Consider the following 26,282-nt stretch of genomic DNA (forward strand, 5'->3'; position numbering starts at 1 on the left):
GAGGAAGAAGGAGCACTTGTCAGCACGGATCCCCCCGGTCCTCCGGCCCGAACACCCGACCCCGCGGCCGGTCGCCGAACTCGCGAACGCCTTCGGGCTCCGGGTCGTCGGCTCGCTCGACGGCGTCGAGACGACCGGTGTCACCCTGAGCGCCGCCGAGGTGCAGCCCGGTGACCTGTTCGTCGGCGTCCACGGCGCGAACCGTCACGGTGCCGAGTTCGCCGCCGACGCCGCCGAGCGAGGTGCCGTCGCCGTCCTCACCGACGCCGACGGTGTGGCCGTCGCCGAGCGGTCCGGCCTGCCGGTCCTGGTCGTCGACAGCCCGCGGGCAGCGCTCGGGGACGTCTCCGCGTGGGTCTACCGCACCAACCCGGACGAGGCCGAGCTGCCGCAGCTCTTCGCCGTCACCGGGACGAACGGCAAGACCAGCACCTCGTACATCCTCGAGGGCATCCTCAAGCAGCTCGGCCTGGTCACCGGCCTGAGCTCGACCGCCGAGCGGCACATCGGCTCGCTCAGCGTCACCAGCCGGCTCACCACGCCTGAGGCCAGCGAGATGCACGCGCTCCTCGCCCGGATGCGCGAGAGCGAGGTCCGCGCCGTCGCCGTCGAGGTCAGCGCCCAGGCCCTCAGCCGGCACCGCGTCGACGGCATCGTCTTCGACGTCGTCGCGTTCACGAACCTCAGCCACGACCACCTCGACGACTACGCCGACATGGAGGAGTACTTCCAGGCGAAGCTGCCGCTGTTCCAGCCGGAGCACGGTCGTCGCGGTGTCGTCTCGCTCGACACCGACTGGGGCCACCGCGTCGTCCAGGACTCCCGGATCCCGGTGACGACCATCACGGTGCACCCCGAGGTCGAGGCCGAGTGGCACGTCGACATCCTCGAGGCGCACGCCGCGTACACCGAGTTCCGCCTGACCGGACCGGAGGGCCGCGAGCTCACCACCCGCGTCCCGCTGATCGGCTGGCACATGGCCGCCAACGCCGCCCTCGCCATCGTCATGCTCGTCGAGGGCGGGTTCGAGCTCGGCGCGATCTCGCACGCGCTCGAGACGAACCACCGCACCTACGCCGACGAGCGCGACGGCACCGTCGTCAGCGCCATCGAGTGCTACCTGCCCGGCCGCACCGAGCGCGTCTCCGGCCACGCCGGCCCGAGCGTCTACGTCGACTTCGGCCACAGCCCCGACGCCTTCCTCAACACCCTCGCGGCGGTGCGCCAGTTCACGCCCGGCAAGGTCGTCATGCTGTTCGGCGCCGACGGCGACCGCGACACGACGAAGCGGGCGGACATGGCCCGGGTCGCGGCCGAGGGGTCCGACATCCTGGTCGTCACCGACCACCACCCGCGCTTCGAGGACGCCGCGTCGATCCGGAAGACCCTGGTCGACGCCGCCCGTGCCGCGTTCCCGGAACACGAGATCCACGAGGTGAGCCCGCCCGAGGCCGCCATCCGCGCCGCCGTGGCCCTGGTCGGCGAGGGGGACTCGATCCTCTGGGCCGGCCCCGGCCACCAGGACTACCGCGACATCCAGGGTGTCCGGACGCCGTACTCGGCCCGTGACGAGGCCCGTGCCGCGCTCCGCGAGGCCGGCTGGGAACCGAACACCGGCCCGGCGGAGGACGCCCGATGATCGCTCTGACCCTCGCCGAGATCGCCACCGCGGTCGACGGCGAGCTCGTCCGCGGTGCCGCCGACACGACCGTCGACGGTCCCGTGGAGACCGACTCGCGGCTCGTCGGCCCCGGCAGCGTCTTCTTCGCCCTGCTCGGCGAGGAGACCGACGGACACCGCTTCGTGCCTTCCGCAGCCACCGCCGGTGCCGCCCTGGTCGTCACCGAGCGTGCCGTCGACCTGCCGGAGGACTCCGCCACCGCCCAGATCGTCGTCGCGGACGGGTACGCCGCGCTGGCCGCCCTCGCGCACGAGGTCGTCGCACGCGTCCGTGCCGCCGGGTCCCTCCGCGTGGTCGGCATCACCGGCTCGAACGGCAAGACGAGCACGAAGAACATGCTCCGGACGATCCTGTCCCGCGCCGGCGAGACCGTGGCGCCCGAGGGCTCGTTCAACAACCACGTCGGCGCCCCGGTCTCGATGCTCCGGATCACGGCCGACACCCGCTTCCTCGTCGTCGAGATGGGCGCGAGCGGCATCGGCCACATCGCGAAGCTCGTCCGCATCGCCGAGCCGGACGTCGGCGTCGTGCTCAAGGTCGGGCTCGCCCACGCCGGCGAGTTCGGCGGGATCGACGCCACCGAGCGCGCGAAGTCCGAGATGGTCACCGACCTGCCGGCCACCGCGACCGCCCTCCTCAACGTCGACGACGACCGCGTCGCGCGGATGCGCGAGCGCACCGACGCCCGCGTGGTCGGCTTCGGCACGTCCGCCGGGGCGGACTACCGCATCAGCGGGGTCACCACGGACCGCGAGGGCACCCGCTTCACGCTCACCGCGCCTCCCGTCGGCGACGCCGCGCCGGCCCCCGACGACGCAACGGGAGGCCCGTCGGACGTCCTCGAGACCGTCGACGTCCGCCTCGCCATCCTCGGCGAGCACCATGCCATGAACGCAGCCGCGGCCCTGACGGTGGCGCACCTCTGGGGTGTGCCGCTCGCCGACGGCGCCGAGGCGCTCGCGTCGATGACGCGCGCCGAGCGCTGGCGCATGGAGCTGCTGCAGGGCCCGGACGGCGTCACCGTCATCAACGACGCGTACAACGCCTCGCCCGACTCGACCGCCGCCGCACTGCGGACGCTCGCGCAGGTCGTCCGCCCGGGGGAGCGCACCGTCGCCGTCCTCGGCGAGATGGCCGAGCTCGGCGAGTTCTCGGTGGAGGAGCACGACACCATCGGTCGGCTCGTCGTCCGCCTGAACATCGGTCAGCTCGTGGTCGTCGGCCGCGGCGCCATGCCCATCCACCAGGCCGCCACCCTCGAGGGATCGTGGGACGGCGAGTCCGTGTTCATCGAGGACGTCGACGACGCCGTCCGTGCCCTCCAGGAACTCGTGCGTCCGGGTGACGTCGTCCTGGTCAAGTCCTCGAAGTCGGCCGGGCTGCGGTTCCTCGGCGACCGCCTCGGAGGTGTCCCCGAATGATCGCGCTCCTCGTCGCCGGCGCTGTGTCGCTGGTGTTCACACTGCTGCTCACGCCGCTGTTCATCAAGCTGTTCCACCGACTCGGGTGGGGCCAGTTCATCCGTGACGACGGTCCGCAGTCGCACCACACCAAGCGTGGCACCGCCACCATGGGCGGCATCGTCCTGATCCTCGGTGCGGTCCTCGGGTACTTCGTGGGACACCTGGTCGGCCGTGACCCGCTCACGCTGTCCGGGCTGCTCGTCCTGTTCCTCATGGTCGGGCTCGGCGTCGTCGGGTTCGTCGACGACTTCCTCAAGGTCCGACGCCAGCGGAGCCTCGGGCTCGGCGGCTGGGCGAAGGTGCTCGGGCAGGTCATCGTCGGCGTGGTCTTCGCGACCATCGCCCTCGTCGTCCCCGCCGGCAGTGGCAAGCCCCCGGCGTCCACGATGATCTCGGCGATCCGGGACATCCCGTGGCTCGACTTCATGGCGCTCGGCACCGTCGTCGGGACGATCCTGTTCCTGGCGTGGATCGTGCTGCTCACCGTGTCGACGTCGAACGGCGTCAACGTCGCCGACGGACTCGACGGCCTGGCCACCGGGTCGAGCATCCTGGCGATCGGCTCCTACGTCATCATCGGGTTCTGGCAGTCGAACCAGATCTGCGGTGGCGTCCGGATCGACGAGACCACGAAGCACGCCTGCTACACCGTCACCGACCCGCTCGACCTGGCCGTCGTCGCTGCCGCGGTCTGCGGTGGGCTGATCGGCTTCCTCTGGTACAACACGTCGCCGGCGCAGATCTTCCTCGGCGACACCGGGTCCCTCGGGCTCGGCGGTGCCCTGGCCGGTCTCGCGATCCTCAGCCGCACCGAGCTGCTGCTCGTCCTGATCGGTGGCCTGTTCTTCATCGTCACCGGCTCGGTCATCCTGCAGCGGGCGTACTTCAAGATCACGCACGGCAAGCGCATCTTCCGGATGAGCCCCCTGCACCACCACTTCGAGCTCAAGGGCTGGGCCGAGGTGACCGTCGTCGTCCGGTTCTGGATCATCGCGGGGCTCTGCGTCGCGGCCGGGGTCGGGCTGTTCTACCTGGAATGGATCGCACGAGTCCAATGAGCGAACGCCTGAACGGTCTCGACAGCTGGTACTCCGAGGGCTGGAAGGGGCTGCGGGTCGCCGTACTCGGCCTCGGCGCCACCGGGTTCTCGGTGGCGGACACCCTCGCCGAGCTCGGCAGCGACGTCGTCGTCTACTCGACCGACGCCCCGGCCGACAGCGTGGAACTGCTCGACGTGATCGGTGCCCGCTTCGTGCAGACGCCGCTCGACACGGTGCCCGCCGCGCTCGTCGAGCAGGCACCCGACCTGGTCGTCGTGTCCCCGGGCCTCCCGCCGCACAACGCGACCGTCGTCTGGGCGCACGAGCACGGAGCGGTCTGGGGCGACATCGAACTCGCCTGGCGGGTCCGCGACAAGGTCGTGAAGGGCCCGGTCGCCGCGCCCTGGGTGACGATCACCGGCACGAACGGCAAGACCACGACCACGCAGCTGACCACCGCGATGTACGCCGCGACCGGGCTGCGTGCCGTGGCGTGCGGCAACATCGGCGTGCCGGTGCTCGACGTGGTCCGCGACCCGGAGGGCTTCGACGTCCTGGTCGTCGAGCTCTCCAGCCACCAGTTGCACTCGATGGCGACCGAGGGCCCGGGTGCCGTCGTGCCCCTCGCCTCGGCCTGCCTCAACATCGCCGACGACCACCTGGAGTGGCACGGTTCCGCCGAGGCCTACCGCGCCGCGAAGGCCAAGGTCTACGAGCGCACCGTGCTGGCCTGCGTCTACAACACGGCCGACGACGCCACGCGTCGCATGGTCGAGGAGGCCGACGTCGTCGAGGGCTGCCGCGCGGTGGGCTTCTCGCTCGGCCTGCCCGCTCCCGGTGACGTCGGGCTCGTCGAGGACGTGCTCTGCGACCGCGCCTTCACCGAGGACCGCCGCAACAGCGCGCTCGAGCTCGCCACCGTCGCGGACCTCGAGACGGCCGGGCTCGACAGCCCGCACATGACCGCCAACGTGCTGGCCGCGGCGGCGCTCGCCCGCGCCGGCTCGGTCCCGCCCAGCGCGATCCGCTCGGCGGTGCAGGCGTTCCGTGCCGACCACCACCGCACCGAGGCGGTCGCCAGCGCCGACGGCATCGCCTGGGTCGACGACTCGAAGGCGACGAACCCGCACGCGGCGACCGCCTCGCTGTCCGCCTTCGAATCCGTGGTGTGGATCGTCGGCGGGCTCTTCAAGGGCGTCGACATCGACGGCCTGGTCGAGCGCTTCGGGCCCGGGGTCCGTGGCGTCGTCGTGATCGGCACCGACCGGACCCCCGTCCTGGAGGCATTCGCACGACACGCGCCCGCGGTCCCGGTCCTGCAGGTGGAAGCGCTGGACACTGAGCAGGTCATGCCCGAGGCGGTCCGGCATGCCGCATCGGTCGCGAGACCGGGCGACACGGTCCTCCTCGCCCCGGCCGCCGCGTCCTTCGACCAGTTCGGTTCCTACGCCGACCGGGGCGAACGTTTCGCGGCAGCGGTCCACGAGCACCTGGGAGGCGACGCCGATGGCGACACCGACGGATCTGCCGGCGAACGGGCGTAGCGCCCGGGCACGTGCCGGCGCAGCGGGAGCCGCGGCCAGCGCCCGCGTGGGCTCCGGCGTCGACAGTGCCCGCCGCCGCTCGAACGGCGCGGTCGTGGCCGTCAAGAACGTCTTCGTGGCCGAGTCCACGACGTTCTACACGATCCTCGGCGTCACGCTCTTCCTCGTCGTCTTCGGTGTCGTGATGGTCCTGTCGTCGTCGAGCGTCGAGGAGTACCGCTACAAGCACGGCTTCTTCGGCGCCTTCGCCAAGCAGGGCCTGTACGCGCTGATCGGTGTTCCGCTGATGCTCGTGGTCAGCCGCCTCTCCGCCGAGTTCTGGCGCCGCTGGGCGATGCGGATCCTCGGCGCGGGGCTCGTCCTGCAGCTGCTGGTGTTCAGCCCGATCGGCATCTCGGTGCAGGGCAACCGGAACTGGATCGGCATCGGCGGGTTCACCGCGCAGCCGTCCGAGATCCTCAAGCTCGCGCTCGTGCTCGGCATCGGCGCAGTGCTGTTCCGGAAGCGCGAGAAGCTGCACGACTGGCGCGAGGTCTTCATCCCGGTCGGACTCGCGACCGCCGTGTCGATCGGGCTCGTCCTGGTCGGTGGCGACCAGGGAACCGCGATGATCATGATGATCCTGGTCTTCGGCAGCCTGTTCGTCGGCGGCGTCCGTCTGCGGCACCTGGCGGTCGGCGTCGCGGCGATCGCCGTCATGCTGCCGGTCGTCACCATGGCCTCCAGCTCGCGGCAGTCCCGCATCAGCGCGTGGCTCTCCGGCTGCACCGACTCGAACCAGGCGCAGGACCTGTGCTGGCAGCCGGTCCACGGCATGTGGGCGCTGGCGTCCGGTGGGGTGTTCGGGGTCGGCCTCGGCAACTCGAAGCTGAAGTGGTCGTGGCTGCCCGAGGCGGACAACGACTACATCTTCGCGATCGTCGGCGAAGAGCTGGGGCTCATCGGCGCGGTCGTCGTGCTCGCCCTGTTCGTCGTCCTGGCCATCGGCATGATCCGGGTCATCCGTCTTTCGCCGGACCCCTTCGTCCGCACCGTCACCGGCGGCGTGCTCGCCTGGGTGATCGGGCAGGCGCTCGTCAACATCGCGGTCGTCCTCGGGCTCCTGCCAGTGCTCGGGGTGCCCCTCCCACTCATCTCGGCCGGTGGATCGGCGCTCATCATGACGCTCGTCGCCATCGGCGTCGTGCTGTCCTTCGCCCGTGACCTGCCGAGCCGCTCCGGCAGCAGGGCACGCGCCACCACGGTCCCGGAACCCGGGACACGGAACGGAGCCCTGCGGTGAGCCGCTTCCTCTTCGCCGGCGGCGGGACCGCCGGCCACGTGAACCCCCTGCTCGCGGTCGCCGACCGGCTGACCCAGCGGTCGCCGGAGGACGAGGTCCTGGTCCTCGGCACGGCCGAAGGGCTGGAATCCCGGCTCGTCCCGATGCGCGGCTACGAACTCGTGACGATCCCGCGCCTGCCGTTCCCGCGCAAGGTCAACGGTGCGGCCCTGCGGTTCCCCGGTGCCTTCTGGTCGGCCGTCCGACGCACCGAGCAGATCATCCGCGAGCGCGAGATCGCCGTCGTCCTGGGCGTCGGCGGCTACGCGGCCGCGCCGGCCTACATCGCGGCGAAGCGCACCGGCACGCCGATCGTCGTGCACGAGCAGAACGCGAAGCCGGGCCTGGCGAACCGGATGGCCGCCGTCCTGACCCGCCACGTCGGCGTGACGTTCTCGAACACGAAGCTGCCGCACTCCCGCGTCGTCGGGATGCCCCTGCGCCGTGAGATCGAGCGGCTGGACCGTCGGGCCGAGCGCGCGGCGGGCTTCGCCGAGTTCGGCCTCGACCCGGAGCGTCCGGTGCTGCTCGTCACCGGCGGCTCGTCGGGCGCGCGGAGCATCAACCGCACCGTCAACCAGGCCGCGGCGACGATCCTCGGGGCCGGGTGGCAGATCCTGCACGTCGTCGGCGCCGCGTCGGACATCGGCCCGAGCGACCTGGACGGCTACCACGTGCTGCCGTACTGCGACCGGATGGACCTGGCGTACTCGGCGGCGGACTTCGTCGTCTCGCGCTCCGGGGCCGGCATGGTCTGCGAGCTCACCGCCGTCGGCCTGCCGAGCGTCCTGGTGCCGTACCCGGTCGGCAACGGCGAGCAGCGGCACAACGCCCGCGACGTGGTCGCCGCCGGGGGAGCGGTGCTCGTCGCGGACCAGGAATTCACGCCGGAGTGGATCACGTTGCAGCTGCTGACGATCCTGGAGGACCGTGCCGGTATCGCGGACATGGCCGTCCGGTCCGGCAGCGTCGGACACCGCGACGGCGCCGACCGGATGACGGAGCTCGTCCTCAGCGCGGCGCGCACGAGCAAGCGCCGCAGCCGGAGCAACACCAGCAGCGACACCAGCAGCAGCGACACCAGCAGCACCCGCTCCACCAGCAGCACGGAGGAACCATGACCATCAAGCCGGACCTCACCCAGCCGATCCCCGACGACCTGGGCACGGTGCACTTCGTCGGCATCGGCGGGTCCGGCATGAGCGGCATCGCGCGGATGTTCCTGGCCGCTGGCCACCGCGTCACGGGCAGCGACTCCCGCGAGACCGCGACGACCGGCCGGATGCGCGAGCTCGGCGCCGAGGTCCGGATCGGGCACGACGCCGCCAACGTCGGCGACGCGGACACGATCGTCGTCACGAGCGCGCTGTGGCCGGACAACCCCGAACTCCTCGAGGCGCAGCGCCGCGGACTGCCGGTGCTGCACCGGTCGCAGGCCCTGGCCGCGCTGATCTCCGAGCACCGCCTGGTGGCGGTCGCGGGCGCGCACGGCAAGACCACCTCGACGGGCATGATCGTCACCGCCCTGGTCGAGCTGGGTCTCGACCCGAGCTTCGTCAACGGCGGCGTCATCCAGTCCCTGGGCACGAGTTCGGCACCGGGCAGCAGCGACCTGTTCGTCGTCGAGGCGGACGAGTCCGACGGCTCCTTCCTGCTCTACGACGTGGCGATCGCGCTCATCACGAACGTCGACCCGGACCACCTGGACCACTACGGCAGCGAGCAGGCCTTCATCGACGCGTTCGTCGAGTTCGCCGCGAAGGCCCGCGAGCGCATCGTCGTCTCGAGCGACGACGCCGGTGCCGTCCGGGTCACCGAGGGCATCCGTGCCCGCCCGGACGCGCCGGAGATCGTCACCTTCGGCGAGGCCGAGGGTGCCGACGTCCGGATCGAGCGCGTCACCGAGGGTGCCGGGGTCACGGTCGACCTGCGCTGGGACGGCGCGTCGCACCACATCGCCCTGCGCGTGCCGGGCCGTCACAACGCCGTCAACGCGGTGGGTGCCTTCGCGGTGCTCGTCGGGCTGGGTGTCGAGCCGGCCGACGCGGTCCGCGGCATCGAGGCCTTCGGCGGGACCGAGCGGCGCTTCGAGCTGCACGGTGTCGAGCGTGGCGTCTCGGTGTACGACGACTACGCGCACCACCCGACCGAGGTCGCCGCGGCGCTGCACGCGGCCCGCGACGTCGTCGGCGAGGGGCGCATCATCGCGATCCACCAGCCGCACCTGTACTCGCGGACGCGGCTGATGGCGGGCGACTTCGCGAAGGTCTACGAGGAGCTGGCGGACCACACGGTCGTGCTCGACGTCTACGGCGCCCGGGAGGACCCGGAACCCGGTGTCACCGGCGCCATGGTGCAGGAGCGCTTCGCCGACCAGGAGCGGGTCGACTACCTGCCGGACTGGGCCGAGGCCTCGGCGCGTGCGGCTGCGGTCGCCCGCGACGGCGACATCATCATGACCCTGAGCTGCGGCGACGTGTACCGGATCATCCCGCAGGTCCTCACGGCTCTGCAGACGGACGACGCCGGAGCCGCAGGCCGGTGAAGCGCCCGGAGGGGTTCGACGACCGGGCCGGTGCCGATGAGCGGTCCGCCGGGACGGACGTTCCCGACGGCGTGGCGCGTTCCGGGCGGCCGGCTCGGAGCGGCGGCTTCCGTTCCGCACTGAGCGGCGCCCGGGAGGCACGGCGTGCCTCGCGCACGTCGGCGCACCGTGACGACGTGGTCGCGTCCACCCCGGAGCCGGACGTCGACCCGCTCGACGCGCTCCTGCCCGCACTGCCGGAGGTCGACCTCACGGAGGACGACCGGACGCCGGACGAACGGCTGACCGCTCCCGTGCCACTGGGCCGGCGGTTGACCGGGCCCGTCACGACGCGCGTCGACGTGACGGAGCCGGGACGGGCCTCCCGTCCGGACGGCACCGCGCGCACGGCCGTGACCGACGACGCCGTGTCCACCCACGTGCCGCACGAGACCCCGATCGGCGCCCGCGTCCGCGCGGCCGAGACGGCTCGCGAGGCGCGCATCGCCCGCAAGCGCCGCCGTCTGCTGGAGCGTGCCGAGGTCCGGCGGTTCACCCGACGTTCCCGGCATCGTCGTGCAGCGTGGATCACGGCGGGCGGTGTCGTCGTCGTGCTCGTGGTGTCGATCCTGGTCGCGGTGTTCTCGCCGCTGATGGCGCTGCAGACCATCGAGGTGAAGGGCACCGACCGTGTCGACGCGGCCGAGGTCCGGGCGGCGCTGTCGGGGCAGATCGGCACGCCCCTGGCCCGGATCGACCTGGGCGAGGTGAAGCAGCAGATCGCCGGCTTCCCGCTGATCGAGAGCTACGTCACGGAAGAGGAGCCGCCGCACACCCTGGTCGTCACCGTGACCGAACGGACGCCGGTCGTCGCGGTGAAGTCGGGGAAGTCGTTCGACCTCGTCGACCCGGCCGGCATCGTCGTGCAGTCGATGACGAAGCGGCCGAGCGGCATGCCGGTGGCGGACATCGGTCGGGCAAAGCTCGGCAGCACGGTGTTCCGGACCATGACCGAGGTCGTGCTGGCGATGCCGGCCAGTGTGCGCGACCAGGTGTCGGGCATCGCGGCCTCGACCTCGGACGACGTGACCCTGACCATGAGCGACGGGTCGAGCGTGGTGTGGGGGAGTCCGGACGAGTCCGCGGCGAAGGCGACGCTGTTGGCGGCCCTGGTCAAGGACCACGCGGCACGTGACAAGGGCTCGAAGGTCGAGTACGACGTGTCCGCTCCGGACAACGGGATCATCCGACCGCAGGGCTGACCGCGCCGAGCGGATGTGTCGCGGACGGGTTCTGCGCCGCGATCGGCGACACGCGGCGTGGCGGGTCGTCAGCAGCAGGACGGCACCCGTAGCGTCGGGGCCAGCACCATTCGTAGCAGCTAGAACTCTGAACTTCAAGCAAAGGTTGAGGGTTCTGACCGGAGGCCGGACAGACGTGACCACGAACCACAACTACCTCGCCGTCATCAAGGTGGTCGGTGTCGGCGGCGGCGGTGTCAACGCCGTCAACCGCATGATCGAGCTCGGACTCCGCGGGGTCGAGTTCATCGCCATCAACACCGACGCACAGGCGCTGCTGCTCAGCGACGCCGACGTCAAGCTCGACGTGGGTCGCGAGATCACCCGCGGCCTCGGAGCCGGTGCCGACCCCGAGGTGGGTCGCCGCGCCGCCGAGGACCACGCCGAGGAGATCGAGGAAGCCCTCGCCGGGGCCGACATGGTCTTCGTCACCGCCGGTGAAGGTGGTGGCACCGGAACCGGTGGCGCCCCGGTCGTCGCCCGCATCGCGAAGTCGATCGGCGCCCTGACCATCGGTGTCGTCACGAAGCCCTTCGGCTTCGAGGGCAAGCGCCGCCAGTCCCAGGCCGAGAACGGCGTCGCGAGCCTCAAGGACGAGGTCGACACGCTCATCGTCGTGCCGAACGACCGCCTGCTCGAGATCTCCGACCGCGGCATCTCCATGGTCGAGGCCTTCGCCACGGCCGACCAGGTGCTCCTCGCCGGTGTCCAGGGCATCACGGACCTCATCACGACCCCGGGTCTGATCAACCTCGACTTCGCCGACGTGAAGAGCGTCATGCAGGGCGCTGGTTCGGCGCTCATGGGCATCGGCTCCTCGCGGGGCGCCGACCGTGCGATCAAGGCGGCGGAACTCGCCGTCGCGTCGCCGCTGCTCGAGGCCTCGATCGACGGTGCGCACGGCGTGCTGCTCTCGATCCAGGGTGGCTCGAACCTCGGCATCTTCGAGATCAACGACGCGGCCCGTCTGGTGCAGGAGGCCGTCCACCCCGAGGCGAACATCATCTTCGGTGCGGTCATCGACGACACCCTCGGCGACGAGGTGCGGGTCACCGTCATCGCCGCCGGCTTCGACGGCGGCGAGCCGTCGCAGCAGCAGCACCAGGAGCGTCGCTCGAGCTACGTCGACCCGGATGCCGGCGCCACCGTGCCCGTCACCACCGGTTCGTCCAACCGCATCGAGGACTCCGGCCACTCGACCCCGTCGTGGGCGTCGCAGGAGCACGAGCCGCCGGCGCAGCGCGCCGCCGACCCGGCCTTCGACGACGACGACGAGCTCGACGTCCCCGACTTCCTGAAGTAACCGACCCCTGTGGTCGCCGACACGCGCCTCCCGTCCTCGTCACCAGACGACGGACTGGAGGCGCGTCTCGCGTCCGTCCGGGAGGGCATCGCCGACGCGGCGCGCGCCGCCGGCCGCTCCGTCGACGAGCTGACCCTCGTCGTCGTCACGAAGTACCACGCGGCCGCGCTCGTCCGGCAGCTCGCCGCACTCGGCGTGACGGACGTGGGGGAGAACCGGCACCAGGAGGCGCAGGCCAAGGCCGCGGAACTCGAGGAGCTCGCCCTGACCTGGCACTTCGTCGGGCAGCTGCAGTCGAAGAAGGCCCGGCAGGCGCGCCGGTACGCGCACGTCGTGCAGTCCCTCGACCGAGCGAGCGTCGTCGACGCCTTCGCCCCGACCGAGACCGAGCCGGAGCCCCGCATGCTCGACGGCTTCGTGCAGGTCAACCTCACGGACGACCCCGGTCGTGGCGGTGTCGTCCCGGACGAGGTCGACGCCCTGGCCGAGCGGGTCCTGGCCACCGGGACCCTGCGCCTCCGGGGCGTGATGGCGGTCGCGCCGCTCGACGAGGAGCCCCGCGCGGCCTTCGCCCGGCTCCGTGCGGTCTCCGAGCGGGTGCGCCTGCTCGAGCCCGCGGCGACCGACATCTCCGCCGGCATGAGCGGCGACTACGCCGAGGCGATCGCGGAGGGCGCGACACACCTGCGGATCGGGAGCGCAATCACCGGGAATCGCCCCGCTGCCCCATAGCCTCGTCGCAGGGCATCAACGAGCACGACTCCCGGAGGAACCATGGCCAACCCGCTGAAGAAGACGATGGTCTACCTCGGCCTCGCCGACGAGGAACTCGACTACGAGGACGAGCAGCAGGCCGCGCCGGCGCAGGCGCGCCAGCAGGCCCCGGCAGCGCCGCAGGAGGCCCCGGCCGCCGCAGCGCCCGCTGCCGCTCCGGCCGCCGCAGCGCCCGCAGCTGCCGCTCCGGCCGCCGCGCCCGCGAAGCCCCAGCACACCTCCCAGCGCGGCGCGCAGGTCACCCCGCTCCGCCGCGCGCACACGACCGCACAGAAGGCGACCCCGGTCCAGGAAATGAACGAGATCCTCACCGTCCACCCGCGCGAGTACAAGGACGCCCAGTCCATCGCCGAGAGCTTCCGTGACGGCATCCCCGTCATCATCAACCTCTCGCAGATGACCGAGGGTGACGCCCGCCGGATGATCGACTTCGCCAGTGGCCTGTCGCTCGGCCTGTACGGCAAGATCGAGCGCGTCACGAACAAGGTCTTCCTGCTCTCGCCCGCACACATCGCAGTGAGCGGTGAGCCTGCTGAGGTAGAGTCCGACATCGAGGCGAACTTCTTCGCCCAGTCCTGAGCCGCCCCCGCGGTACGGGTGCCCGACGGGCTCCCGGACGACCGCTCGGCACCCAGGCCCACCCGCCCCGTGACCGGTGCCAACCGGCCCCGGTCACATGAGACGAGCGAGCCGAACCGTGTTCATCTTCACGATCCTCTCCTTCCTCCTCACGCTCTACTTCTTCGTGATGTGGGGGCGTTTCATCCTCGACATGGTCCAGGCATTCAACCGCTCCTGGCGTCCGCAGCGTGCGCTGCTCGTGGTGGCGGAGTTCGTCTACACGATCACCGACCCGCCGATCAAGGCGGTGCGACGTGTCCTCCCGCCGCTCCGGCTCGGACCCGTCGCCCTGGACTTCGGCTGGACGATCGTGATGCTCGTCGTGATCATCCTGCGCGTCGTCGTCAACTCGTTGGCATTCCGCTTCATCTGATCCCTCGGCCGTCCGGGCACCCCGGTCGGCACGGCCACGACACGCGCCACGCGGGCCTCCGACACGGTTCGGAGCCGCCCTCGGTGTACGGTGGTCGGGATCGATGTCCTGCCCTGGCGGGACATCCGCACCGGGACCCCGGCTGGTACCTTCAGCTCGGACGGTCCAGCAGGGCCCCCGGTTCCACACGTTCAGCAGTTCTATTGAGGTGACGGCAATGGCTTTGACGCCGGAAGACGTAGTCAACAAGCGGTTCCAGCCGACCAAGTTCCGCGAGGGCTACGACCAGGACGAGGTCGACGACTTCCTCGACGAGATCGTGGCCGAGCTGCGTCGCCTGAACCAGGAGAACGACGAGCTCCGTCAGCGCCTCGAGTCGGCCGACTCGGCGCCGTCGCTCGCCAAGACCGACGAGCCCGCACCGGCCCCGACCCCCGAGCCGGCCCCGGTCGCCGCCGCTCCGGAGCCCGCACCGGTCGCCGCTGCCGCTCCGGCCACCACGGTGAACCCGGACGACGACACCGAGGGCACCACGAACCTCCTGACGCTCGCACGTCGTCTCCACGAAGAGCACGTCCGCGAAGGCGTCGAGAAGCGCGATGCACTCATCGCCGAGGGTCAGGCCCAGGCCGCCCGTCTCGTGTCCGAGGCCGAGGCCAAGCAGCGCCAGGTCCTCGCCGACACCGAGAACCAGAACCGCCAGCGCGTCGCGGTGCTCGACCAGGAGCGCACGCAGCTCGAGGGCAAGATCGACGAGCTCCGCACGTTCGAGCGCGACTACCGTGCGCAGCTCAAGAGCTACATCCAGAGCCAGCTCTCCGAGCTCGACTCGTCTGCCAGCACCGAGCAGTCCGGCTTCGCGCCGGCCCCGGCCTCGGCGCAGGGCTTCGGCAACTGACGTTGGACCGACCCGTCCCACGAGCGAAGGTCAGTGCACGCGCTATCGCGGCACTGGCCTTCGCCGCTGTCGTGGTGGTGACGCTCGACCAGGTCACGAAGGCGCTCGTCGTCGCGAAGTTGCCCGACGGCGTCGTCGTCCCGGTGCTCGGCAACGCGCTGCAGTTCCTGTCCGTCCGGAACCCCGGTGCCGCGTTCTCCTTCGCGGTGAACATGACCTGGGTCTTCTCGCTCATCTCGGCCGCGGTCGTCGTCGCGATCGTCGTCTACGCGCGGCGCATCCGGTCGATGTGGTGGGCGATCGTCCTCGGCATGCTGCTGGGCGGCGCGCTCGGCAACCTGTCCGACCGGTTGTTCCGTGAACCGGGCTTCGGGCGCGGACACGTCGTCGACTTCATCTCGACGCCGTGGATGATGCCGGCGATCTACAACGTGGCCGACTCGTTCATCTGCGTCAGCATGGTCGTGTTCGTGTTGCTCGTGATCCTCGGGGTGAACCTCGACGGCACGCGTGCCGTCTCCGAGAAGCAGCAGCGCGCGATGGCCGATGTGTCCGCGACGGACGCCGGGAAGTCCGCTGCGGCGGGCCCCGGGTCGGCCGCCCCCGAGTCGGGGACCGGCGCCGACGGGACGGACGCGGAGCGCGCCTCCCGGCCCGCCGCCGATGGCTCCCTCGGGCACGACGCGACGTGAGCGAGCAGCGTCAACTGCCCGTCCCGGACGGGCTCGCCGGTGAGCGTGTCGACGCCGCCATCGCCAAGCTGCTCGGGTTCAGCCGCTCGTTCGCGGCCGACGTGGTCGCCGCCGGCGGTGTCCGGGTCGACGGCGTCGTCGCAGAGAAGTCCGACCGCCTGCACGCCGACGCGTGGCTCGAGGTCGAGTGGACCCCGAAGGAAGCCCCGCGGATCATCCCGGTGGAGGTCCCCGGCATGACGGTCGTGCACGACGACGAGGACATCGTCGTCGTGGACAAGCCCGTCGGGGTCGCCGCACACCCGTCGCCCGGCTGGGACGGGCCGACCGTGCCCGGAGGCCTCGCCGCCGCCGGCTTCACGATCGCGACCTCCGGTGCGGCCGAACGTGCCGGCATCGTGCACCGACTGGACGTCGGGACCTCCGGCCTGATGGTCGTGGCGAAGACCGAGCTGGCCTACACGCACCTCAAGCGGGCGTTCAAGGAGCGCACGGTCGAGAAGGTCTACCACGCGCTCGCGCAGGGGCACCCCGACCCGACCTCCGGTACCGTCGACGCCCCGATCGGTCGCCACCCCTCGAGCGACTGGAAGTTCGCGGTGACGGCCGACGGCAAGCCGAGCGTCACCCACTACGCGACGCTCGAGGCCTTCCGGTCCGCGACGCTGCTCGAAGTGCACCTGGAGACCGGGCGCACCCACCAGATCCGCGTGCACATGGCGGCGACCCGGCACCCGCTGGTCGGCGACACGATGTACGGCGCGGACCCGGTGCTCGCCGAGGAACTCGGACTGACCCGGCAGTGGCTCGACGCGGTCCGACTCGGGTTCGCCCACCCGCGCACGGGGGAGTGGGTCGAGTTCCAGGCGTCCTACCCGGACGACCTGCAGCTCGCGCTCGACCGCATCCGCGCGGCCTGACGAACGGCGCGCCGAGCGGCCACGCCGGGCGCCCGAGCGACACGCTCGGGATCGTCGTGGGTCGCGGTTAGGCTGTCCACACCCCACCGCAGACCGTACGAACCGGAGGTTCCGTGTCGGATTCCGACTCCTTCGTCCACCTGCACGTGCACAGCGAGTACTCGATGCTCGACGGTGCCGCCAGGCTCTCCGACCTCGTGGCGGAGACCGCCGCACAGGGCATGCCGGCCGTGGCGGTGACGGACCACGGCAACATGTTCGGCGCCTACGAGTTCTGGAAGACCGCGAAGGCCGGCGGCGTCAAGCCGATCATCGGGACCGAGGCGTACATCACGCCACGCACGCACCGCACCGACAAGACCCGTGTGCGCTGGGGCGACGGTGGCGGCGACGACGTGTCCGGCTCCGGCGCGTACACGCACATGACGATGTTCGCCGAGAACACGACCGGCATGCACAACCTGTTCCGGTTGTCGTCGCGGGCGTCGATCGAGGGCTACTACTTCAAGCCCCGCATGGACATCGAACTGCTGCAGGAGTACCACCAGGGCATCATCGCGACGACGGGCTGCCCCTCGGGCGAGATCCAGACGCGCCTGCGCCTGGGGCAGTACGACGAAGCCGTGCAGGCCGCCGCCGATTACCGCGACATCTTCGGCAAGGAGAACTACTTCGCCGAGGTGATGGACCACGGGCTCGAGATCGAGCGGCGCATCATGAGCGACCTGATCCGGCTCGCGAAGGACCTCGACATCCCGCTCGTCGGCACGAACGACCTGCACTACACGCACGCCCACGACGCCACCTCGCACGCGGCCCTGCTCTGCGTGCAGTCCGGTTCGACGCTGAACGACCCGAACCGCTTCAAGTTCGACGCCGACGAGTTCTACCTGAAGACGCCGGCGCAGATGCGGCACGTCTTCCGCGACAACCTCGACGCGTGCGACAACACGCTGCTCATCGCCGAGCGGTGCAACGTCGAGTTCGACACCGCCGCCAACTACATGCCGAAGTTCCCGGTGCCCGAAGGGGAGACCGAGCACTCCTGGTTCGAGAAGGAAGTGGCGAAGGGACTGGACTACCGGTACCCGGACGGCATCTCGAAGGAGGTCCAGGAGCGCGCCGACTACGAGGTCGGCATCATCAACCAGATGGGGTTCCCTGGCTACTTCCTGGTCGTCGCGGACTTCATCAACTGGTCCAAGAACAACGGCATCCGGGTCGGACCCGGCCGTGGTTCCGGTGCCGGTTCGATGGTCGCCTACGCGATGCGCATCACCGACCTCGACCCGATCCGGCACGGCCTGATCTTCGAGCGCTTCCTCAACCCGGACCGCGTCTCGATGCCCGACTTCGACGTCGACTTCGACGACCGGCGCCGCGGTGAGGCGATCAAGTACGTCACCGAGAAGTACGGCTCCGAACGCGTCGCCCAGATCGTCACCTACGGCACGATCAAGGCCAAGCAGGCGCTGAAGGACTCCTCGCGCGTCCTCGGCTTCCCCTTCGGCATGGGCGAGAAGCTCACCAAGGCGATGCCGCCACCCGTGATGGGCAAGGACATCCCGCTCACCGGGATCTTCGACAAGGACCACCCGCGGTACAAGGAAGCCGTCGACGTCCGCACCGTCGTCGAGACCGACCCCGAGGCGAAGACGGTGTTCGACACTGCCCTCGGCCTCGAGGGGCTGAAGCGCCAGTGGGGCGTCCACGCCGCCGGCGTCATCATGTCGAGCGACCCGCTGATCGACATCATCCCGATCATGAAGCGGGAGCAGGACGGCCAGATCGTCACGCAGTTCGACTACCCGGCAGCGGAGTCGCTCGGCCTGATCAAGATGGACTTCCTGGGGCTCCGCAACCTCACGATCATCAGTGACGCCCTCGACAACATCAAGACCAACCGCGGCATCGACCTGGACCTCGAGCACATGGGGCTCGAGGACCCCGAGGCGTACGCGCTGCTGCAGCGCGGTGACACCCTCGGTGTCTTCCAGCTCGACGGCGGGCCGATGCGCGGGCTGCTCCGCCTGATGAAGCCCGACAACTTCGAGGACATCTCCGCGCTCATCGCCCTGTACCGCCCGGGGCCCATGGGCGCGAACTCGCACACGAACTACGCGCTCCGCAAGAACGGCGAGCAGGCGATCACGCCGATCCACCCGCAGCTCGAAGAGCCGCTGGCCGAGATCCTCGGCGGCACCTACGGCCTGATCATCTACCAGGAGCAGGTGATGGCGATCGCGCAGAAGGTCGCCGGCTTCTCGCTCGGCCAGGCGGACATCCTCCGCCGTGCGATGGGCAAGAAGAAGAAGTCCGAGCTGGACAAGCAGTACGCGGGCTTCCACCAGGGCATGATCGACAACGGCTACGGCGAAGCGGCGATCAAGACGCTGTGGGACATCCTGCTGCCGTTCTCCGACTACGCGTTCAACAAGGCGCACTCCGCCGCCTATGGCGTGGTGTCGTTCTGGACCGCGTACCTGAAGGCCCACTACCCGGCCGAGTACATGGCCGCACTGCTCACCAGCGTCGGCGACGCCCGCGACAAGCTGGCGCTGTACCTCAACGAGTGCCGCCGGATGGGCATCAAGGTCATGCCGCCGGACGTCAACGAGTCGATCGGGTTCTTCGCGGCCGTCGGCGACGACATCCGCTTCGGCATGGGCGCGATCCGCAACGTCGGCTTCAACGTCGTCGACGACATCGTCGCCGCCCGCAAGGAGAAGGGCGCGTTCGAGTCGTTCCACGACTTCCTCCGCAAGATCCCGATCTCGTCGGCGAACAAGCGCACCGTCGAGTCGCTCATCAAGGCCGGCGCCTTCGACGAGTTCGGTGACAGCCGCCGGGCGCTCGTCGAGATCCACGAGGGCTCGGTCGAGGCCGCGGTGAAGGTGAAGCGTGACGAGGCCCACGGCAACGTCGGCTTCGACTTCGACTCGCTGTTCGCCGAGGTCGCCGAGGAGCACCCCGCGTCCCTGACGGTGTCGCAGGTGCCGGAGCGACCGGAGTGGTCCAAGCGCGACAAGCTGGCGTTCGAGCGGGACATGCTCGGGCTCTACGTCTCCGACCACCCGCTCGCCGGACTCGAGATCGAACTGGCGAAGCACCAGTCGGTCACCATCGCCGACCTGCTCGCCGCCGACGACTCGATCGAGGGCGAGACCGTCACGGTCGCCGGCCTGCTGACCAGCGTGCAGCACCGGGTGGCGAAGACGAGCGGCAACCCCTACGGCATCGTCGACATCGAGGACTTCGGCGGCCAGATCGGCGTGATGTTCCTCGGCAAGACGTACCAGGAGTTCGGGCCGTCACTCGTGCCGGACTCGATCGTCGTCCTGCGCGGCCGGGTCAACGTCCGCGACGACGGCAAGGCGCTGCACGCGGTGAGCATGTTCCAGCCGAACGTCGGCGACGCGATGGGCTCCGGCCCGCTGACGCTGTCGCTGCCCGAACGGCAGGCGACCACGCAGACGGTGACGGAGCTGGCGGCCGTCCTCGGTCGGCACCAGGGGGACACCGAGGTGCGGTTGAAGCTCCTCAAGGAGGACGTCGCCCGCACCTTCGAGCTGCCGTTCCCGGTGAACCTGACGCCGGACCTGTTCGGGGAGCTGAAGAGCCTGCTCGGGCCGCGCTGCCTGGTCTGATGCGGGCCCGGGGCCGGGCCCGCGGCGCCGGGTCGTGGCGTCCGGTCAGGACGGACGGGAGGCCCGTGACGGGTCCGCCACGGGCCTCCCGTCCTGACTGGCCCGCGTCCTCAAGGGCCCGCGTCCGGTGCGGCCGGGTTGCGGTCGTTGCGCCGCAGCGGTGGTGGGTCCGGCGGCCTCAGGGGACGACGGTGAGCCGGCCGGCGCGCTCCACGACGCTGCCCGTGCGGGGGATCCACACCGTGAACCCGTCGACCTCGGTGCGCTCGAGCTGGTCGGTGTCGGACCGGAGGAAGGCCCGGACCTCGGCGCTCGGCGGGAACCGGCGATCGTCACCGACCACCACGGCGGCGAACGGGCTGTCGTCGGGTTCCATCGACCCGCGGCCTGCGAAGTACGGTTCCGTGAGCGTCGGGGTGGCGGCGACGAACAGCACGCTGCCCCCAGCGTGCCCGTGGTCGTCGAGCCACTGGTCGACGCGTGCGATGCCGCTCGGGTGCGTGCGGGCGATCGTGACGCTCTCCCCGACCGCCGGCACCACGAGGGCGACCACCAGGACCGTCGCCACGACGCCGCCGACGGGCGACGGCAGGACGGTTGCCAGGCGGGTGATGCCGATCGCCGCGAGTGCGATGAGGAGCGGCATCCAGGCGGCGTAGTAGTTCGCGAGTGCGATGTGGGCGACGAACGCGTAGAAGACGACGAGCAGGCCGAGCGCCGTCCCGAGGTACGCCACGAGCCTGCCCGGCCGGAGCACGAGGGCTGCGAGCAGCCCGACGACGAGCACGACGGTGGTGACCGCGCCGACCCCCGACCAGAGGAACCAGGCGTCTGCCCACCACGGCGCGAAGGTGTGGATCCGGCCCGCGATGCTGATCGGGTGTCCGTGCTCGTTCTGGCCGGCCTGGAACGTGACCATGGTCGTGATCGCGGAGCGGATGCCCATCGGCGCGTACAGGGCGACCGTGACCAGGACGAACGCGAACACCCACAGGCCGCTGCCGACCAGGAGCGTGCGTGTGCGACGGAAGAGCAGCGGCAGCAGGAGGAACGCCGGCAGCAGCACGACGGTGGACACCTTCGAGGTCACCGACATCGCGAAGAGCGCACCCGACACCGGCGCGAGCCAGGACCGGTCCGTCCTGGTCCACGCCCACGCCGCCGCGAGGGCGAGGACCGCGAACGCGATCATCACCGGGTCGAGCAGGGCGTACCGGTCCACCCGGGTGCCCAGGAAGCCGCGGGGCGTCAGGAGCCACATCGCCGCGACGAGCACGCCTGTCCAGAACCCGACCTCGCGGCGGAGCCACCAGAACAGCGTCACGCCGACCGTGACGACGAGGACGCCGACGACGATGCGCGGACCGAGCACCCCATGGCCGAACAGGACCTGCGCGGCCCCGAAGAGGTACTTCGCGGTCGGCGGGTGCTCGCGGTTGGCCGAGAAGTCGCCGTGGAGGTACGCCCAGCCGGCACGGACGTAGACCGACTCGTCGCCGTGGACGTTGTGGCCGAGCAGGTTCCAGAACGTCTGGTGGAGGGCCCACACGGCGAGGACGACCAGGGCGCCCAGGCGGACGGGTCGGGACGTGGTCAGCGTGACCCGAGGCCTCCGGTCGGCGGTGTCACGCACCGCGACCCGTGATCGCGCGGATCCGGGCCACGATCCGCGGGTTGCGGGCGCCGAGGGAGAGCGCGGTGAGCCGACGGAACGACACCGTCGAGCGGTGCACGAGCAGACCGGTGGCCTCGGCGATGTCGGTCACGGCCTGCCAGCGCGCACGGAGGGCCGACGGGTCGATCTCGGTCTCGGCGACGACCTCGACGAGGCGGACCAGGTCTGCCCCACCGGTCCAGGTGGTGCTGCGGTTCTCGTACCGGCGGAGCAGCCGGTCGAGGGCCGAGGCACGGTGGTTCTCGACCGCGTGCGCCCACCGGACGTCCTGCGCCACCGGGTCCACGAGGAGCCACCGGGGCGCGTTCGCGTTCAACGCCGAGAGCTGGGCGAACGTCGTCAGCGCGCCGAGCGCCACCGCGATGTCGAAGACCTGGCGGGGGCGGCCGCCGACCGCGATCGCCGCGCCGGGCAGTTCCTGCCGTGCACGACGGATCTGCTTGGACGACACGACGACGGTGATGACCACGTGGTCGGGGGCGGCGGCGAGGACGTCCCGGACGCGCGCGAGCACCTCGTCCGTCAGGTCCAGGGGGACGTGCAACGCGGCTCGGACGACCTCGTCGTCGGGCAGGAAGGTGTCGGCGAAGACGTCGACGGCGTCACGGTAGCGGGCCAGGAACAGCGCGAGCGCGCCGGCGTAGAACGGGTACCGCTCGAGCAGGACCCGCTCGTGCTCGAGCCGGAGCGACGGGCCGCGGTCACCGCTGAAGCTCGTCGACCCGGCGTGCAGGACGAGAGCGCGGTTCGCGAGCACGGCGGTGTAGCCGTGCTCGTTGATGCGCAGGCAGAAGTCGTTCTCTTCGCCGTAGCCGGGGGAGAACACCTCGTCGAAGAGCCCGAAACGCTCGACCATCTCGCGGCGGATGAGGAAGCAGAACCCCATCGCGACCGGGGCGACGGTCCACCGGGGCAGCAGGTACTTGGTCCGACCGTGGAGTTCACGGGTGCGCCGCGGGGCGATCGTCGACCGGGGGTTGCGTCGTGCGAACGGGTAGGAGGCGATGGTCGCGTTGTCGCTCCGCGCACAGACGACGCCGATCGTGTCGTCGGAACCGAGCACGGCAGTCATCTCGTCGAGGAACCCGGGCATCGGGACGGTGTCGCTGTTGAGCAGCAGGACGTCGTTGCCGGTCTTGTCGAGCTCCAGCACGGCGCGGTTGCAGTTGCCGACGAAGCCGAGGTTCCGGTCGTTGCGGACGTACTCGAACCCCGGGTGGTCGCCGACGAGCTCCAGCAGGCGCCGTTCGACGGCGTCGACGTTCGGGCCGACGTCGTTCGCGAGCAGCACACGGTCGCGGTCGAAGTCGACCGTGTCGAGCAGTGCCTCGATGCAGCGTTCCAGGCCGGGCAGGTCGTCGTAGACCGGGACGACGATCGTCACCGGGCGGCGGGCGTCGTTCATCGGCCGGTGACCTTCCGGAGCGCCGCACCCGGTCGGGCCAGCAGCCGTCCGACGGCCCCGGTCCGGCTCCGCAGACGGGAGGCCAGCAGGCCGGCGGCGGCGCGGGCGCTCGTCGCCCCGAGGGACGCGTACGCACCGGGCAGTTCGAACCAGTAGCGGGCCATCTGGGGGAGCCGGTAGCCCTCCGTCCCCACCAGGGCGGTCAGGCGCGCGATCGCGGCGGCGTTGTCGTGACCGGCACCGGTGACGGACGCGAGCCGGTCCGGGGCGGCCGCACCGTGCCTCCTGGCCGTGTCGGGGTCGGCCGCGTAGGCCGCCAGCGCGTCCGCGAGAGCGGCGGTGTCGTCGGCGTCGACGAGGTGACCCGTGACACCGGGCTCGACGAGTTCGGCGCTGCCGCCCTCGCGCGTGGCGACGACGGGCTTGCCGAGGGCCATGTACTCGGCGGTGGTGCGCCCGAAGGCCTCGATCGTGGACGCGGTGACGCACACGTCAGCGGCGTCGATGTACGGGGCGGGCGTGGTCTGCTCGCCGGTGAAGACGACGTGGTCGGCGACGCCGAGCGCACGGGCACGGTCCGTCAGGCGCTGGTCCTCGCCGGGGTGCTTCCAACTGCCGACGAAGCAGACGCTCGCGGTGACGCCACGGTCGCGGAGCAGCCCGAGCGCGTCGATGACCCGCTGCTGGCCCTTCGAGGCCTCGACCCGGCCGACGACGGTGATCCGGAGGCCCGGGTCGGCCTGGGGGAACGGCGGGACGGCGGGGGTGTCGCCGCGGGTCGCCTGCAGTCGGGCGACGTCGACGGACGGGTAGGCGATCGAGATCTCGTCGGCGGGCATGTACTGCGCGAGGTGGTCGCGCATCGCGCCGGAGTTCGTCACCACCGCGCTGGCGAGCAGGCCGATGTCGCCGAGGGTCGCGGCGCGTCCGGTCTGGAAGTGCAGGCCGTGGTCGAGGTCGCCGTACTCGCGGACGAACCACGCCTGGGGGATCCCGAGGACGGCGGCGGCGAAGGACGCCCACGGCGCGACGAGGGTGTTGACGACGACGAGGTCCGGTCGCTTCCGCTCGTAGAGGCGGATGATCGCGTTCACCGCGGCGTAGTCGACGGTCCCGAACGCGGCACGTTCCGCCGCCGGAGCCGGCTGCGGGCTCGGCAGCGCCCAGCCGCGGAACCGGAACGCGTCGTACTGCAGGCCGCGTTCCTCGAGCGCCTCGATGAACTTGCCGCGGGGGGCCTTCGTGACGAAGTGCGGGGTGAACTCCGGGTCGATCGCCGCCCAGTCCTCCACGAAACGGAGGAGGGAACGCTCTGCGCCACCCAGGTTCGCCGGGGCGGTGGAGTGGTTGGCGAAGCTGACGAGCACCTGTCTACACTACTTGATTCATCGAAAGTTGTTCAGCAATGCACCTGCTCGCCATCCAGTCGGCCTTGCGGCCCCGGCGCGAGCCGGTCGTGCGCAGCACTGTGCGAGAATGTCTCGTCCCCGAACCCTGCACCAGGAGCGCTCCGCTGCGCCCCGGAGGAGTCAGCAACCGCAGCATGACGTACTTCAACGACCTGATGGCGTCGCGCGAACTGCTGGCCAACCTCACCGCACGCGAGGTCAAGGGCAAGTACCGCCGCACCGTGTTCGGGCAGCTGTGGTCGCTGATCAACCCGCTCGCGACGATGCTGATCTACACGATCGTGTACTCGTTCATCTTCCGGGCCCGGCTCGAGGTCGGCGACCCGAGCGGCCTGCAGATCTACCCGCTCTGGCTGATGTGCGGACTGCTGCCGTGGATCTTCGCCCGCAACGTGATCAACGCCGGGATGACCTCGATCGTCGCCAACGGGTCGCTCATCAAGAAGGTCTACTTCCCCCGGATGACGCTGCCGCTCGCGGCCGTCGGGTCCTTCGGGTTCACCTGGCTCGTCGAGATGGGCGTCCTGCTCATCGCGCTCGCGGTCTTCGGGTCGAAGTGGTTCGTGTTCCTGCCGGTGATCGCGCTGACCATGGTCTTCCTGGCGATGTTCTCCGCCGGGCTCGGACTCGTGCTGTCGATCGTCAACGTGCACTTCCGCGACATGCAGCACCTCGTGGGCATCGGCCTGCAGATGTGGATGTACCTGTCGCCGATCATCTACCCCCTGTCGCTCGTCCAGAACGCCGCGGACAAGGCCGGACACCCGTGGATCATCACGATCTACAAGCTCAACCCGATCGAGCGCTTCTCCGAGGTCTTCCGGAACCTGATGTACGACAACCGACTGCCGGAATGGGGCGACCTGGTCGCGTGCGCACTCGCCGGGTGCGTCTCGCTCGCGATCGGCTACGTCGTGTTCTCCCGCAACGAGAAGAAGTTGGCCGAACTCCTGTGAACGATGCTGCTGTCACCGTCGAGAACGTCTCCAAGCGCTTCCGGATGTACCACGAGCGCAACGACTCGCTGAAGAGCATGGTCATGCGCGGCAAGAAGTCCGTGCACGAGGACTTCTGGGCGCTCAAGGACGTCTCCTTCGAGGTGCCGCAGGGCACGACCTTCGGGCTCATCGGCAAGAACGGGTCCGGCAAGTCGACCCTGCTGAAGTGCCTGGCGAAGATCCTGTGGCCCGAACAGGGCTCGATCACCGCCCGCGGCAAGCAGGCCTCGCTGCTCGAGGTCGGCTCCGGCTTCCACCCCGAGCTCTCCGGCCGCGAGAACGTCTTCCTGAACGGCTCGATCCTCGGGATGAGCCGGAAGGAAGTGACCCGGAAGTTCGACGAGATCGTGTCCTTCTCCGGCGTCGGGCACTTCATCGACCAGCCGGTGAAGAACTACTCGTCGGGCATGTACGTCCGGCTCGGGTTCTCCGTCGCCGTCGCCGTGACGCCAGACGTCCTGGTCGTCGACGAGGTCCTGGCGGTGGGGGACGCGACGTTCCAGAAGCGCTGCCGGACGAAGTTCAAGGAGATGAAGGCGGAGGGCCGCACGGTCATCCTCGTCTCGCACTCGATGGCGACCGTGAAGGACATGTGCGACGAGGTCGCCTGGCTGAACGAGGGCGAGCTCCAGAAGATCGGCAAGACGGAAGACGTCGTGGCCGCGTACAACAAGACCGTCTGAGGCAACGGCC

General features: G+C 70.5%; 21 protein-coding genes. 18 read left to right on the top strand and 3 right to left on the bottom strand.

Annotated features, from left to right (window positions below):
* The first annotated feature begins 16 nt into the window (after positions 1–16).
* From DEI97_RS06910 to dnaE, 16 genes are all read left to right on the top strand, one after another.
* Complete coding sequence (locus tag DEI97_RS06910; protein WP_111075112.1) at positions 17–1,639, top strand: Mur ligase family protein; 1,623 nt, start codon at positions 17–19, stop codon at positions 1,637–1,639.
* Positions 1,636–3,102, top strand: a complete 1,467-nt coding sequence (locus DEI97_RS06915) for a UDP-N-acetylmuramoyl-tripeptide--D-alanyl-D-alanine ligase (protein WP_111075073.1) — start codon at positions 1,636–1,638, stop codon at positions 3,100–3,102. Before DEI97_RS06910 ends, DEI97_RS06915 begins: the two co-directional genes overlap by 4 nt.
* Positions 3,099–4,202 carry a phospho-N-acetylmuramoyl-pentapeptide-transferase gene (mraY, locus tag DEI97_RS06920; RefSeq protein WP_111075074.1) on the top strand — a complete coding sequence of 368 codons (1,104 nt, stop codon included), beginning with the start codon at positions 3,099–3,101 and terminating at the stop codon, positions 4,200–4,202. The genes DEI97_RS06915 and mraY overlap by 4 nt, the downstream gene beginning before the upstream one ends.
* Complete coding sequence (murD, locus tag DEI97_RS06925) at positions 4,199–5,728, top strand: UDP-N-acetylmuramoyl-L-alanine--D-glutamate ligase (protein ID WP_111075075.1); 1,530 nt, start codon at positions 4,199–4,201, stop codon at positions 5,726–5,728. Before mraY ends, murD begins: the two co-directional genes overlap by 4 nt.
* Positions 5,691–7,010 (top strand): putative lipid II flippase FtsW, encoded by a 1,320-nt coding sequence (ftsW, locus tag DEI97_RS06930; RefSeq protein ID WP_111075076.1) that lies wholly within the window; start codon positions 5,691–5,693, stop codon positions 7,008–7,010. The genes murD and ftsW overlap by 38 nt, the downstream gene beginning before the upstream one ends.
* Entirely contained in the window at positions 7,007–8,170 is a 1,164-nt protein-coding gene (murG, locus tag DEI97_RS06935; protein WP_111075077.1) for an undecaprenyldiphospho-muramoylpentapeptide beta-N-acetylglucosaminyltransferase, read from the top strand. Before ftsW ends, murG begins: the two co-directional genes overlap by 4 nt.
* Positions 8,167–9,594, top strand: coding sequence for a UDP-N-acetylmuramate--L-alanine ligase (gene murC / locus DEI97_RS06940; RefSeq protein WP_111075078.1), 1,428 nt, complete (start codon positions 8,167–8,169; stop codon positions 9,592–9,594). Before murG ends, murC begins: the two co-directional genes overlap by 4 nt.
* A gap of 176 nt (positions 9,595–9,770) precedes the next feature.
* Entirely contained in the window at positions 9,771–10,835 is a 1,065-nt protein-coding gene (locus tag DEI97_RS06945) for a cell division protein FtsQ/DivIB (protein WP_146248153.1), read from the top strand.
* A gap of 175 nt (positions 10,836–11,010) precedes the next feature.
* Positions 11,011–12,177: a cell division protein FtsZ gene (gene ftsZ / locus DEI97_RS06950; RefSeq protein ID WP_110903099.1), complete on the top strand. Its 1,167-nt coding sequence runs from the start codon at positions 11,011–11,013 to the stop codon at positions 12,175–12,177.
* 9 nt (positions 12,178–12,186) lie between these two features.
* Positions 12,187–12,909, top strand: coding sequence for a YggS family pyridoxal phosphate-dependent enzyme (locus tag DEI97_RS06955; RefSeq protein ID WP_111075080.1), 723 nt, complete (start codon positions 12,187–12,189; stop codon positions 12,907–12,909).
* A gap of 42 nt (positions 12,910–12,951) precedes the next feature.
* Entirely contained in the window at positions 12,952–13,530 is a 579-nt protein-coding gene (locus DEI97_RS06960) for a cell division protein SepF (RefSeq protein ID WP_111075081.1), read from the top strand.
* Between the two features lie 118 nt (positions 13,531–13,648).
* Positions 13,649–13,945, top strand: a complete 297-nt coding sequence (locus tag DEI97_RS06965; RefSeq protein ID WP_258376718.1) for a YggT family protein — start codon at positions 13,649–13,651, stop codon at positions 13,943–13,945.
* 217 nt (positions 13,946–14,162) lie between these two features.
* Complete coding sequence (locus DEI97_RS06970; RefSeq protein WP_111075083.1) at positions 14,163–14,843, top strand: DivIVA domain-containing protein; 681 nt, start codon at positions 14,163–14,165, stop codon at positions 14,841–14,843.
* 2 nt (positions 14,844–14,845) lie between these two features.
* Entirely contained in the window at positions 14,846–15,535 is a 690-nt protein-coding gene (lspA, locus tag DEI97_RS06975; protein ID WP_258376719.1) for a signal peptidase II, read from the top strand.
* Positions 15,532–16,455 (top strand): RluA family pseudouridine synthase, encoded by a 924-nt coding sequence (locus DEI97_RS06980; protein WP_111075084.1) that lies wholly within the window; start codon positions 15,532–15,534, stop codon positions 16,453–16,455. Before lspA ends, DEI97_RS06980 begins: the two co-directional genes overlap by 4 nt.
* Before the next feature lie 164 nt (positions 16,456–16,619).
* Complete coding sequence (gene dnaE, locus DEI97_RS06985) at positions 16,620–20,102, top strand: DNA polymerase III subunit alpha (protein WP_502866666.1); 3,483 nt, start codon at positions 16,620–16,622, stop codon at positions 20,100–20,102.
* Between the two features lie 178 nt (positions 20,103–20,280).
* Here the strand turns inward: dnaE and DEI97_RS06990 are convergent, their stop codons facing one another.
* Genes DEI97_RS06990 through DEI97_RS07000 form a run of 3 tightly spaced genes read right to left on the bottom strand, consistent with a single transcriptional unit; the run spans position 20,281 to position 24,549 of the window.
* Positions 20,281–21,735, bottom strand: coding sequence for a glycosyltransferase family 39 protein (locus DEI97_RS06990; RefSeq protein WP_111075086.1), 1,455 nt, complete (start codon positions 21,733–21,735; stop codon positions 20,281–20,283).
* The gene (locus DEI97_RS06995) at positions 21,728–23,182 is read right to left on the bottom strand and encodes a glycosyltransferase family 2 protein (RefSeq protein WP_111075087.1); all 1,455 of its coding nucleotides are present in this window, start codon (positions 23,180–23,182) and stop codon (positions 21,728–21,730) included. Before DEI97_RS06995 ends, DEI97_RS06990 begins: the two co-directional genes overlap by 8 nt.
* Positions 23,179–24,549, bottom strand: coding sequence for a glycosyltransferase (locus DEI97_RS07000; protein ID WP_111075088.1), 1,371 nt, complete (start codon positions 24,547–24,549; stop codon positions 23,179–23,181). The genes DEI97_RS06995 and DEI97_RS07000 overlap by 4 nt, the downstream gene beginning before the upstream one ends.
* A 176-nt stretch (positions 24,550–24,725) precedes the next feature.
* On the opposite strand from DEI97_RS07000, the gene DEI97_RS07005 reads away from it, so the two are divergent.
* Together DEI97_RS07005 and DEI97_RS07010 are read left to right on the top strand one after the other, a co-directional pair.
* Positions 24,726–25,547, top strand: a complete 822-nt coding sequence (locus DEI97_RS07005) for an ABC transporter permease (RefSeq protein ID WP_111075089.1) — start codon at positions 24,726–24,728, stop codon at positions 25,545–25,547.
* A complete protein-coding gene (locus tag DEI97_RS07010; protein ID WP_220039211.1) occupies positions 25,544–26,272 on the top strand; it encodes an ABC transporter ATP-binding protein in 729 nt (242 codons plus the stop codon). The genes DEI97_RS07005 and DEI97_RS07010 overlap by 4 nt, the downstream gene beginning before the upstream one ends.
* The last annotated feature ends 10 nt before the right edge of the window (positions 26,273–26,282 follow it).

Origin of the sequence: Curtobacterium sp. MCLR17_032 (assembly GCF_003234795.2) — a bacterium.
GTDB lineage: Bacteria > Actinomycetota > Actinomycetes > Actinomycetales > Microbacteriaceae > Curtobacterium.

Excerpts from the sequence above, each read along its gene's own strand:
- DEI97_RS06915 (WP_111075073.1), top strand. The coding sequence starts at position 1,636 with ATGATCGCTCTGACCCTCGCCGAGATCGCCACCGCGGTCGACGGCGAG.
- mraY (WP_111075074.1), top strand. The coding sequence starts at position 3,099 with ATGATCGCGCTCCTCGTCGCCGGCGCTGTGTCGCTGGTGTTCACACTG.
- murD (WP_111075075.1), top strand. The coding sequence starts at position 4,199 with ATGAGCGAACGCCTGAACGGTCTCGACAGCTGGTACTCCGAGGGCTGG.
- ftsW (WP_111075076.1), top strand. The coding sequence starts at position 5,691 with ATGGCGACACCGACGGATCTGCCGGCGAACGGGCGTAGCGCCCGGGCA.
- murC (WP_111075078.1), top strand. The coding sequence starts at position 8,167 with ATGACCATCAAGCCGGACCTCACCCAGCCGATCCCCGACGACCTGGGC.
- DEI97_RS06960 (WP_111075081.1), top strand. The coding sequence starts at position 12,952 with ATGGCCAACCCGCTGAAGAAGACGATGGTCTACCTCGGCCTCGCCGAC.
- DEI97_RS06970 (WP_111075083.1), top strand. The coding sequence starts at position 14,163 with ATGGCTTTGACGCCGGAAGACGTAGTCAACAAGCGGTTCCAGCCGACC.
- dnaE (WP_502866666.1), top strand. The coding sequence starts at position 16,620 with ATGCTCGACGGTGCCGCCAGGCTCTCCGACCTCGTGGCGGAGACCGCC.
- DEI97_RS06995 (WP_111075087.1), bottom strand. The coding sequence starts at position 23,182 with ATGAACGACGCCCGCCGCCCGGTGACGATCGTCGTCCCGGTCTACGAC.
- DEI97_RS07005 (WP_111075089.1), top strand. The coding sequence starts at position 24,726 with ATGACGTACTTCAACGACCTGATGGCGTCGCGCGAACTGCTGGCCAAC.